This is a genomic window from Lysobacterales bacterium, from assembly GCA_019634735.1.
GTDB lineage: Bacteria > Pseudomonadota > Gammaproteobacteria > Xanthomonadales > UBA2363 > Pseudofulvimonas.
Genome location: JAHCAT010000017.1, coordinates 58,057 through 69,607, shown reverse-complemented (window position 1 = coordinate 69,607; position 11,551 = coordinate 58,057). Strand labels below are relative to the sequence as shown.

Sequence of the window (11,551 nt, the reverse complement as noted above, 5' to 3'; positions counted from 1 at the left end):
CCCGCCGGGCGGCACCCTGTCGCCATGCCCGACGCCGCCTTGCACGCTCGAACCCGCAACCACGACTGGGTCCATGCCGCGGTCGCGGCGCTTGCGCGCGAGGCGGCGCGCTCGGCCGACACCCACCTGCTGCACGCCCGCTTTCCCGGCTATCCCGGCATCGACTTCTACTTCAAGGACGAGGCCACCCATCCCAGCGGCAGCCTCAAGCACAGGCTGGCGCGCTCGCTGTTCCTGTACGCGCTGTGCAACGGCCGCCTGCGCGAGGGCCAGGCGGTGGTCGACGCCTCCTCCGGCAGCACCGCGATCTCGGAGGCCTGGTTCGCGCGCCTGCTCGGCCTGCGCTTCATCGCCGTGCTGCCGCAGGGCACCGCGCCCGGCAAGCTGCGCGAGATCGACGCCCTCGGCGGCGAATGCCACCTGGTGGCGCCGGGCAGCGATTGCGCGGCGCAGGCCTGCGCACTGGCCGCGGACATCGAAGGCTGCTTCCTGGACCAGTTCGGCCTGGCCGAGCGCGCCACCGACTGGCGCGGCAACAACAACATCGCCGAGTCGATCGTCGGCCAGCTCACCGGCGAGCCGCACCCGCAACCGGACTGGATCGTCTGCGGCGCCGGCACCGGCGGCACCTCGGCGACCATCGGCCGCTACCTGCGCTACCGCGGTCTGCCGACCCGGCTGTGCGTGGCCGAGCCCCGCGACGGCGCCTTCGCCGCCGGCTGGCGCGGCGAGGCGCCAGCCGGCCGCTGCAGCCTGGTCGAGGGCATCGGTCGGCCGCGCATCGAACCCGGCTTCGTGTTCGAAGTGGTCGACCGGGTGATCGAGGTCGACGACGACGCCTCCTGCGCCGGGGCTGCGGTGCTGGCCCAGGCGCTGGGCCGGCGCTGGGGGAGCTCCTCGGGCACCAACCTGGTTGCCTGCCTGGCGCTGGCGACCGAGTGCGTGGCGCAGGGGCGCACCGCCAGCATCGCCACCCTGCTGTGCGATCGTGGCGAGCGCCATGCGGAGACCGTGTTCGATCCGGGCTGGCTGACTGCGCACGCACCCGCGCATGGCGCCTGGCGGCTCGGCCTGGAACGCGCCCTGCAGCAGGGCGGGATCCCGGCGCCGCTGGACTGATGCGATGGCCGGGGCACGGGACGAGCGCAGCAGGGCGCAGGCCGGAACCTCCGGCAGCGGGCCCGTTGCGCGTATCCGCACCTTCCCCGGCCGGACCCTCGGGCGCTGCTTGCTGCTGACGGCCGGCTGGCTTGCGGCGGCGCTGGCGGCCTTGGGCGCCGTGCTGCCGCTGCTGCCGACCACCCCGTTCGCCCTGCTGGCGGCGGGCTGCTTCGCGCGCAGCTCGCCACGCTGCCACCGCTGGCTGCTGGCCACGCCCCTGCTCGGCCCGGTGCTGGCCGACCGGCAGGCTGTCGAAAAACAGCCTGCTGGCGGCGGCCATGGATGGCCGCTCGGCGAAGCAAGTGCGTAAGCAGTTGATTCGACGGGAGCCCGTCCGGACCTGCACCGGACGGGCGACTTGAAAAACGACCAGGAAGGTCGTTTTTCAACAAGCTGCTGGCAGGCCGGCCGGGGCGTGCCGGTGGCCGCCAAGTGCGTCGCCCTGGTCCTGCTCTGGCCGAGCATCGGCCTCGCCGCGACCTTCGCGGTTCCGGTCCCAGGGGTGCGCTGGCTGCTGCTGGCGATCACCGCCGCGGTCACCGTGTTCTTGCTGCGGCTGCCGACCGCGCCGAGGCGCCGGCGCTGACCCAGGTCAGTGCCCGCCGCGGCGGTCCGGACGACACTGATCGCGCACGATTTCCCATCCGCACAAGGAGCCTTGCCATGTCACCGACCTGCTGCTGCCGCACCGCCCTGGCCGCCGCCCTGCTGCTCGCCGCCGGCGTCGCCCAGGCCGGCAACTGCACCATCGACCTGGATTCCGACGACGCCATGAAGTTCGACAAGGTGGCGCTGACCGTCTCGGCGTCCTGCCCGGAGGTGACCATCAACCTGAGCCACAGCGGCCGCCTTCCGGCGACCGCGATGGGCCACAACGTGGTGATCGCCGCCAGCGACGTCTGGCAGTCGGTTGCCCAGGACGGCGTCAAGGCCGGTCCGGCCAACCACTACGTGCCGCAGGACGACGCCCGCGTGGTCGGCTTCACGCAGATCATCGGCGGCGGCGAGCAGACCTCGGCCAGCTTCCCGGGCAGCCGTCTGAGCGCCGGCACCTCCTACATGTTCTTCTGCTCGTTCCCGGGCCACTGGGCGATCATGAAGGGCGAGCTCACCGTCACGCCGTGACTGCTCAACGGGATGTCGAAGAACGGCCGTCCCGGTCGTTCTTCGAGCCGCCCGTCCGGCGCACGCCGGAGGGCGTCCCGATCCGGCAACGCTGCTGCTCACCGCAAGCGTCGCCCCCCAGTCCCTCACCCAAACCCATCAGCGTCGACTCTCAGGCGTTCTGCCAAGAACGTCTCGCCAGTGCGACGGCACCGCCGCTTCTTGCCACTTCCGCAGGGGAGGGGAGCAGATCGCGCTCCGCCTGCGGAACCCCGATCCCAGATCTCTGGTTCCAGATCATGATCTGTGAGACGACGCCAATCAGGTCCCGGAGGGAGACCGGAGCAGACTCCGCTCCGTTTCCCCAGCCCCGCTTCCCGGAACCCGGAGCCCGCTTTCGGCTCCACGGCTCCACCGTTCTTGGTCCCCCGGTCCCCGGTCCCCTGTCCCGACACTGACCCGGGGTGTCGAAATCCTGAGGCGACCACCGGTCGCCCGCCTGCGCGCGAAGCCAGCACCCGGAGGTGACGTCGCCGCGGCGACGGTGCGCCTCACCACTCCACGGCCAGCGTCGCGGACACGGCACGCCCAGGGCGCGTGTAGAAGCCCAGGTCGGGCGCGTTCGCCGCCAACCCGCGGACGCCGCCCCATTCCCAGTAGCGGCGATCGCCCAGGTTGGTAAGGCCCAGGTTGAGCCGCGCATGGCGGCCGGCCTGCAGCCAGGCGTAGAGGTCGTGGCGCACCCAGCCGGGCGGCGCGAACGGTGCCGGGCCGGCGCCCGGGTCCAGGCGGCGCTTGCGCTGGCTGGCGACCACCGCCCATTCGGCGCCGAACAGGCCGCTGCCATGGTCCCAGCGCAGGCCGGTGGCGAGGCGACCAGGCTCGATGCTGTTGAGCGGCCGGTCGCGGCGGGTGTCGTCGCCCTCGGCCCAGGCCGCAGCGACGCGCAGCTCGAAACCGTCCAGGCGCCCAGACAGGCCGGCCAGGCGCCAGAGCAGCTCGCCCTCGGCGCCGCGGATGCGGGCCCGGTCGCGGTTCACCGACTGGAACACCAGGGCGCCGCTGACCGGGTCGACACCCAGGTTGGCACGCGACTCGATCAGGTCGCGGTAGCGGTTCTCGTACACCGAGACGCTGGCGCGCAGGTGGCGGCCGACGTGCCGCCAGCCCAGCTCAAGGCCAGCGCTGCGTTCCGGACGCAGGTCCGGGTTGGGACGCACCTCGTAGTTGAAGGTCGGCAGGCTCAGGCCGATGTTGACGTCGCCGAACGGCGGCGCCCGGAAGCCGCGCGCGTACTGGACGAACAGGCTGTGGCCGCCGCCGGGCGACCAGCGCGCCGCAAGACGGGGGGTGAGGCGGGCCTCGTCGACGTCGACCGGCTCGAGGTCGGGGTAATCCTCACGGAAGATCGCATCCGGATCGGCGCGCAGCCGGTAAACCTCGGCGCGCAGGCCCGGGATCAGGGCGAAACGCCGGCCCAGGGCGATCTCGTCCTGCCAGAACAGGGCCAGGGTGTCGCTGGTCGAGGTCGGGAAGTCGCGCACCGGGAAGCGCTCACCCAGCACCACGGTGCTGGTGGCGCCGCTCGCCAGGTTGGTCTCCAGGCCATCGCGCAGGCCTTCGTGGCGTTGCCGCACCGCATCCAGTCCGAACACGTGCCAGTGCGAGACGCGATCGCCTTCGGCGCGCGCCTGTCCGACCAGGCCGAGGCCGGTGGCCCGGGTGTCGTACTCGAAACGACGGAACCGCAAGGATTCGAAGGGCGTCGCGGCGTCGGGCAACCGCCACTGCAGGCTGTCCTGGACGGTGCGGCTGCGCTGGCCGTAGACCTGGCCGTCGAGCTGGTCGAGCCAGGCCAGACCGGGCTGCCAGGCACCGGCAAGGCTTAGCCGGCTGCGCCGGTTGCCGTCGTCGGCCAGCAGCCGGTAAGTGGTGGCGAAGCGCCCGGGTCCGAAGGTCAGCGAGCGCACATCGGTGTCGCGGTCCTCGCGGCCGGCATCGACGGTGAGGGTGTAGCGGCCGGCGTCGCCGCCGTCGTGCACGGCCTTGGCGAGCATGGCCTGGCGCCGCCAGTCGGCCGGGTTGGGCCGGTCGCGCTCGCGCCAGGCGCGGTTGCCTGCCGCCTCGCCCTCGCGCCGTCCGTACAGCGCCATCGCTTCCCAGCGGCCGTCCGGCGAGGCCGCCGCCCAGGTGGCGCTGGCCAGCACGCTGTCGTCGATGCCCGACCAGCCCAGCCGGCCGCCCAGGTAGGTGCCACCGTCGACGCGGGCCAGGAAGTCCCCCGGATCGCGGGTGCGGAAGGCGACCACGCCGGCCAGGGCGTCGCTGCCGTACAGGGTCGACGCCGGGCCCCGCTGCACCTCGACGCGGTCGACCGCCTCCAGCTCGACCAGGTCGCGGCCGGCTGCGGCGAACTGGCCCACCGAGAAGCCGTCGGCGACCGGCACGCCGTCGACCAGGATGCGCACCCGGTTGCCCTCCAGGCCGCGGATCGAGAAGCCGCGATTGCCGAAGCGGTTGGCGTCGCTGACCACGCCGATGCCCGGCGTGTAGCGGACCAGGCCGTCGAGGTCCTGGACCAGTTGCCGCTCGATGTCGTCGCGCTCGACGCGGGAGACGCTGGCCACCACCTGGCTGATCGGCTCCGACGCGCGGCTGGCCACCACCACGACCGTGTCCAGGGGCGTATCCGGGCGTTCCGCCGAAGGCGCGGCCTGCTCGGCGATGGCCGCCGACGGCAGTGCCGCTCCGGCTTCGGTGCCTGCCGCGGTCTTCGCCGGGACGGCCAGGCAGCCTGCGAGGATCAACACGATTCGGATGGACATGGGGCGCTCGTCGTTCATGGCTGCCGCAAGCCTGCCCCGCCACCGGACCCGCCGCCCTGACCTGGGTCATCACCGGCATCGTCGGCACCGTCCGATACCTGCGCGCCCGACGCTATCGGGCCCGGGACTGATCCAGGTCAGAGCCGGCGCCCGGCAGGGCCAATGACACTGGCATCCGGAAAAGGCTACCGAGGAGAGCCGTGATGCGTCGCTTGCCAGGTTCCACCCTGCCCCTGCTGTGCCTGGCCTCCGGCCTCGCACTGGCGCAGGCCGATGTCGTCAACGAACGTCCCCCGAAATCGGAGGCAGATACCGCCAAGGCGGCCTACCTGGCCCAGTGCGCCGCCTGCCACCAGCCCGAGGGCACCGGCCTGGCCGGCGCCTTCCCGCCGCTGGCCGACTCCGACTGGGTCGCGCAGCAGGGCGCGGACGGGGTCATCGAGGTGATCCTCAAGGGACTCACCGGCAAGATCACCGTCAATGGCGTCGACTACGACAACGTTATGCCGGCGATGAGCCATCTGTCCGACGAGGACGTCGCGGCGATCGTCAACCACGTGATGAACAACTGGGACAACCCCGGCGGCAGCGTCACCGTCGCCCAGGTCGCCGAACAGCGCGCCACGCTGGCGGTCAGCCCCGACCCGGCGCAGGGCCAGGCGCACCCCGGAACCAGCCAGGCCCAGGCCGCCTACGAAGGCGCGCCGACCACCCTGGCCGGCGCCGACGTCCGCCAGGTGCGCACGCCGGGCGCCCCGGACATGAGCGAGGCCGAGTTCGCCCAGGCCAGCGACATCTTCTTCCAGCGCTGCGCCGGCTGTCACGGCGTGCTGCGCAAGGGCGCCACCGGCAAGCCGCTGACCCCGGACCTGACCCAGCCACGCGGCACCGACTACCTGAGGGCGCTGATCAACTTCGGCTCGCCCGGCGGCATGCCCAACTTCGGCACCGGCGGCGAGCTGTCGGCGGCCGAGGTCGACCTGATGGCGCGGTTCCTGCAGCACACCCCGCCCAACCCGCCGGAATGGGGCATGGCGGAGATGCGCGACAGCTGGAACCTGCTGGTGCCGGTCGCCGACCGTCCGACCCGTCCGCAGCACCGCAGGAACATCGAGAACTTCTTCTCGGTGACGCTGCGCGACTCCGGCGAGGTGGCCATCATCGACGGCGACACCAAGGAAATCGTCACCATCCTGAAGACCGGCTACGCCGTGCACATCTCGCGGGTCTCGCACTCGGGCCGCTACGTGTACACCATCGGCCGCGACGGCAAGGTCGACCTGATCGACCTGTGGATGGATCCGCCGCAGCGCGTCGCCGAGATCAAGATCGGCCTGGAGGCGCGTTCGGTCGAGACCTCCAAGTACGAGGGCTTCGAGGACCGCCTGGCGATCGCCGGCGCCTACTGGCCGCCGCAGTACGTGATCATGGACGGCCCGACCCTGGAGCCGAAGGTGATCGTCTCCACGCGCGGCACCACGGTCGACACCCAGGAATACCACCCCGAGCCGCGCGTCGCGGCGATCGTCGCCAGCCACCGGCATCCTGAGTTCATCGTCAACGTCAAGGAGACCGGCCGCATCCTGCTGGTCGACTACAGCGACCTGGACAACCTCAAGGTGACCACCCTGAACGCCGCGCGCTTCCTGCACGACGGCGGCTGGGACGTCACCAAGCGCTATTTCCTGACCGCCGCCAACCAGAGCGACAAGATCGCCGTGGTCGACTCCCAGGAACAGCGCATGGTGGCCCTGGTGGACGTCGAGAAGATCCCCCATCCGGGCCGCGGCGCGAACTTCGTGCATCCGCAGTTCGGCCCCGTCTGGGTGACCTCGGCCCTTGGCAACGCCAACATCACCCTGGTCGGCACCGATCCCGAAGGCCACCCGGAACAGGCCTGGCAGGCCGTGCAGGTGGTCCAGGGCCAGGGCGGCGGCTCGCTGTTCGTCAAGACCCATCCGCGCTCGCGCAACCTGTGGGTGGACACGCCCCTGCACCCGGACGAGAGCATCGCGCAGTCCGTGGCGGTGTTCGACATCGGCAACCTGGAGGGCGGCTTCGAGGTCCTGCCGATCGCCGAGTGGGCGAACCTGGGCGAAGGACCGAAGCGCGTGGTCCAGCCCGAGTACAACCAGGACGGCACCGAGGTCTGGTTCTCGGTGTGGAACGGCAAGGACCAGCGCTCGGCGATCGTCGTGGTCGACGACCGCACCCGCACGCTCAAGGCGGTGCTGGACGACCCGCGCCTGATCACGCCGACCGGCAAGTTCAACATCAACAACACGGTCAACGACGTCTACTGACCGCGGCCCGGTGACGCGGCCGGCGGGCATCCCCGGCCGGCCGCGGCGCCCCCATTCTCCCTCCGGGGCCGGCCTTGCGGCACTATCGCCGGATGCCGGCCCCGCATTTTCTCCACCGACTGGTCGCCGCCGGGCCCGACGCGGTCACCGCCGGCGCCTTCCTGACCCTGTGGATCGCGCCGCTGGCCCTGGGCGAGAGCGGCGTGCGCAACGCCCTGCTGGTGATGCTGGTCGAGTTCGTGCTGATCCATGCCGCCGGCTTCCTGGGCGGCCTGCTGCTGAACCCTGTGATGCCGCGTGGCAAGCGTGTCCTGGCGCTGGCCGGGTTCACCGGCTTCTACCTGTTGTTCGTCGGCGCCTTCATGCTGGCCTTCCGCGAGTGGTGGCCGGTATTGGTGTTCGGCTGGCTGGTCCTGGGCAAGTTCGGCCTGATCGTCACCGGACGGGGGGCCAGCGAGGCGCAGACCGCGGTCTGGGGCATGTCGGCGCTGATCTACCTGCTGGGCGCCTTCGTCACCATCCTGCTGCCGCTGCCGCGCCTTGGCGTCGGTGTCGAGGTGGTCGGCCAGCTCGGCCTGCCCGGCAGCGGCCTGTGGGTCGAGCAGCCGCACCGGGTGCTGGCCTTCGGCTTCCTGTACTTCGGCCTGCTGGCGGCCTTCAAGTGGCACAACGTCGCGCTGCCGACGCGGATCCCGCCAGCGCCGCACCGCCGGCGCGGCTGAAGCCAACCCCCTGCTGCCCGACCCGCCGCAGGACCCCGCGGACCGCGCGCACCCCATGGACTCGTGCTGCGACTGCGGCGAGCGCCGCGGCTCGAATCCCGAATCCCGAATCCCGAATCCTGGTCCCTGGTCCCCGGTCCCTGGTCCCCGGTCCCCGGTCCCTAACCCACCAACGTATTGAGCTCGAAGATCGGCAGCAGGATCGCCAGGACGATCGCCAGCACCAGCACGCCGACCAGCAGGATCATCGCCGGGCCGAGCACGGCGACGAAGGCCGACAGGCGGTTCTCCAGCAGGGTCGCCTCGTGCGCGGCCGCCTCGTCGAGCATGTGCGGCAGCCGTCCCGCACGCTCGCCGCTGGCGACCAGGCGCAAGGTGACCGGAGGGAACAGCCTGCTCTCGGCCAGTGCCGGGGCCAGCCCGGCACCCTCGCGCACGCGCGCCTGGGCGCGCTCCAGGGCCTTGCGCAGCGGCACCAGCGACACCGTGCGGGTGGACATCGCCAGCGCCTCCAGCATCGGCACGCCGGCACCGGCGAGCAGGCCCAGGGTGCGCGTGAAGCGCGCGGTGTCCAGCGCCAGGCGCAGGCGGCCCAGCACCGGAATCCGCAGCAGCAGGCGCTGCCAGCGATCGCGGCGCGCCGGCTCGCGCAGCCACAACCGGACCAGGACCACCAGCGCGATGCCGGCCAGCAGCAGCCAGGGCCCGGCCCACGGCAGACCTTCGGCAGCGGCGACCAGGACCCGGGTCAGCCAGGGCAGTTCGCGGCCGAGGTTGTCGAACACCTCGATCACCTGCGGCACCACGTAGAGCAGCAGGCCGGCCACCACCAGCAGGGCGACGGCGGTCAGCAGCAGGGGATACAGCAGCGCCATCCAGACCCGTCGGCGCAGCGCCTCGCGCCCTTCGGCATGGTCGGCCAGGCGCGACAGCACATGGTCGAGGCGGCCGCTGCGCTCGGCGGCGGCCACCGAGGCGCGGAAGTATTCGGGGAAGCTGTCGGGCTGCTCGGCGAACGCCGTGGCCAGCGACGCGCCCTCCCGGACCCGGGTGCGCAGGGTCGCCAGGATGGCCGCCTGGCGGGCGTCCTCGGCCTGTTCGGCCAGGGCGCCCAGCGCCTCCTCCAGCGGCAGGCCGGCGGTCAGCAGCGTGGCCAGCTCGCGGGTCAGCAGGGCCAGCTGGCCGGCCGGCAGGCCGCGCCGGCGCAGCCGCAGGGGCTCGCCATCGCGCCCGGCAGGCGCCGCGGCATCCACCGCCAGCGGTGCCAGGCCACGATCGCGCAGCACGCCGCGCGCGGCGCGCGCACTGTCCGCCTCGACCACGCCGCTCAGGCGCCGGCCGGTGGCATCCAGGGCCTGGTATTCAAAGGCCGGCATGGGAGTTGGGAGTCATCGCGCGCAGTCGACCGGGCTGCCGGCAAGTATGACCGGAAGGCATGCGGCGATCATCCGTCCAGGAACTGCAGACGCGCCAGCTCGGCATACAGGCCGCCGGCGGCGACCAGGTCCGCGTGGCGGCCTTCGGCGACGATGCGGCCACGATCGAGCACGACGATGCGGTCGGCCTTGCGCACCGTGGCCAGGCGATGGGCGATCACCAGGGTGGTGCGTTCGCGCATCAGCCCGTCCAGGGCGCGCTGCACCCAGGCTTCGCTGTGCGCGTCGAGCGCACTGGTTGCCTCGTCGAGCAGCAGCACCGGCGCCTGACGCAGCACCGCGCGGGCGATCGCGATGCGCTGCTGCTGACCGCCCGACAGGCGCACGCCGCGCTCGCCCAGGTCGGTATCGTAGCCGTCCGGCATCTCCGCGATGAACTCCTCGGCGCCGGCGGCACGGGCGGCCTCCTCGACCTGCGCGCGCGTGGCCTCCGGCCGGCCGAAGGCGATGTTGTCGGCGGCGCTGGCGGCGAACAGCGTGGCGTCCTGCGGCACCAGGGCGAAGGCGCCGCGCAGGTCATCCAGCGGCAGCGCGCGCAGGTCGACGCCGTCGAGGGTGATGCGGCCGGCCTGCGGATCGAAGAAGCGCAGCAGCAGGGCGAACACGGTGCTCTTGCCGGCGCCGGATGGCCCGACCAGGGCGACCGTCTCGCCTGGCGCGATGCTGAGGTCGAAGTCATGCAGGGCCGGCGCGTCGGGACGTGTCGGATAGCGGAACTCGACCTGTTCGAAGCGCAGCGCACCGCGCACCGGCGCCGGCAGGGCCAGCGGCTCGGCGGGCGGCGCGATCGCCGAGCGGCTGTCCAGCAGCTCGCCGATCCGGCCCAGGGCACCGGCGCAGCGCAGCACCTCGCCCCAGACCTCGGTCAGGCCGCCCACCGAACCGGCGGCGATCACCGCGTACAGCACGAACTGGCCGAGCACGCCGGCATCCATGCGCCCTTCCAGCACGGCATGGGCGCCGGCCCAGAGCACGGCGGTGATCGCCCCGAAGCTGAGCGCGATGCCCAGGAAGGCCAGCAGCGCGGTCATGCCGATGCGCCGGCGGGCGGTGTCCAGGGCGCGCGCCACCGCGCCGCGGTAGCGGTCGGCTTCGCGCACCTCACGGCCATTGGCCTGCACCGCGGCGATCGCCGACAGCGACTCCGATGCCACCGCGGTGGCATCGGCGATGCGGTCCTGGCTTTCCCGGGAGAGCCTCTCGACGCGCCGGCCGAACACCACCATCGGCGCGATCACCGCCGGGATCACCAGGGCGGTCAGGCCCGCCAGGCGCGGGCTGGTGGCGATCATGGCGGCCGAGGCGCCGACCAGCATCACGGCGCTGCGCAGCGCCACCGAGAGGGTCGAACCGACCACGGTCTGCACGCGCTCGGTGTCGGCGGCCAGGCGCGAGACCAGTTCACCGGACCGGGTGCGCTCGAAGAAGCCCAGGTCGAGTTCCAGCAGGTGGCCGTACAGGCGCGTGCGCAGGTCGGCGGCGACCCGTTCGCCGAGCAGGCTGACGCAGAAGAATCGCGCGGCGCCGGCCAGCGCCATCACCCCGGCGACCACCAGCAGGCCCAGGAAACCCAGGTCGAGCAGACGCGGATCGGTCTGCCCGAAGCCGTAGTCGATCATGTAGCGCGCCGCCACCGGTAACGCCAGCGTCGCCGCCGAGGACAGCGCCAGGAACACCAGCCAGCCGGCCAGCAGGGCGCGGTGCCGGCGCACCAGTGGCCACAGCCGGCGCAAGGCGCCGATGCGCGCGGCCTGGGCCGGTTCGGGCGGGTGTACCGGTGACGCCTGGACGGTGCTCAAGCTGCGGATCCCTTGGTGGTCGAGGCCGCGGGCAAGGTGCCCGGCGCCTGGGCACCGGCGACGACCGGTGTGAGTGCGGCATTGTCGCCGATTGCGCCCGGGCGCCGGGCGGCACGCTGCCTTCGGCCGCAGGCGCGACGCATTGGAGGTCTTTGGCCGCCGTTCGTCGGCATGCGGCACCCGTTCCCCTGGCACGGGACA

Annotated in this window: 9 protein-coding genes; 6 read left to right on the top strand and 3 right to left on the bottom strand. The window is 72.5% G+C overall.

The features are described 5' to 3' along the window. Window positions 1-24 precede the first annotated feature (24 nt). The 4 genes from KF823_14795 (at window position 25) to azu (ending at window position 2,286) form a co-directional block, all read left to right on the top strand. Entirely contained in the window at window positions 25-1,119 is a 1,095-nt protein-coding gene (locus KF823_14795; GenBank protein MBX3727175.1) for a PLP-dependent cysteine synthase family protein, read from the top strand. A 4-nt stretch (window positions 1,120-1,123) separates the two neighbouring features. Then, window positions 1,124-1,471 (top strand): YbaN family protein, encoded by a 348-nt coding sequence (locus KF823_14790; GenBank protein MBX3727174.1) that lies wholly within the window; start codon window positions 1,124-1,126, stop codon window positions 1,469-1,471. A gap of 48 nt (window positions 1,472-1,519) precedes the next feature. After that, window positions 1,520-1,747 (top strand): hypothetical protein, encoded by a 228-nt coding sequence (locus tag KF823_14785; protein MBX3727173.1) that lies wholly within the window; start codon window positions 1,520-1,522, stop codon window positions 1,745-1,747. 77 nt (window positions 1,748-1,824) lie between these two features. Next, the gene (azu, locus tag KF823_14780; protein MBX3727172.1) at window positions 1,825-2,286 is read left to right on the top strand and encodes an azurin; all 462 of its coding nucleotides are present in this window, start codon (window positions 1,825-1,827) and stop codon (window positions 2,284-2,286) included. 530 nt (window positions 2,287-2,816) lie between these two features. Here azu and KF823_14775 read toward each other — a convergent pair. After that, entirely contained in the window at window positions 2,817-5,090 is a 2,274-nt protein-coding gene (locus KF823_14775; protein ID MBX3727171.1) for a TonB-dependent hemoglobin/transferrin/lactoferrin family receptor, read from the bottom strand. 203 nt (window positions 5,091-5,293) lie between these two features. Here KF823_14775 and KF823_14770 point away from each other — a divergent pair, with 203 nt between their 5' ends. Continuing rightward, entirely contained in the window at window positions 5,294-7,393 is a 2,100-nt protein-coding gene (locus KF823_14770; protein ID MBX3727170.1) for a c-type cytochrome, read from the top strand. A 92-nt stretch (window positions 7,394-7,485) separates the two neighbouring features. Next, complete coding sequence (locus KF823_14765; GenBank protein ID MBX3727169.1) at window positions 7,486-8,115, top strand: hypothetical protein; 630 nt, start codon at window positions 7,486-7,488, stop codon at window positions 8,113-8,115. A 161-nt stretch (window positions 8,116-8,276) separates the two neighbouring features. On the opposite strand, the gene gspF is transcribed toward KF823_14765, so the two are convergent. Further along, window positions 8,277-9,491: a type II secretion system inner membrane protein GspF gene (gene gspF, locus KF823_14760; protein MBX3727168.1), complete on the bottom strand. Its 1,215-nt coding sequence runs from the start codon at window positions 9,489-9,491 to the stop codon at window positions 8,277-8,279. Between the two features lie 68 nt (window positions 9,492-9,559). After that, window positions 9,560-11,350 carry an ATP-binding cassette domain-containing protein gene (locus KF823_14755; protein MBX3727167.1) on the bottom strand — a complete coding sequence of 597 codons (1,791 nt, stop codon included), beginning with the start codon at window positions 11,348-11,350 and terminating at the stop codon, window positions 9,560-9,562. Window positions 11,351-11,551 lie beyond the last annotated feature (201 nt).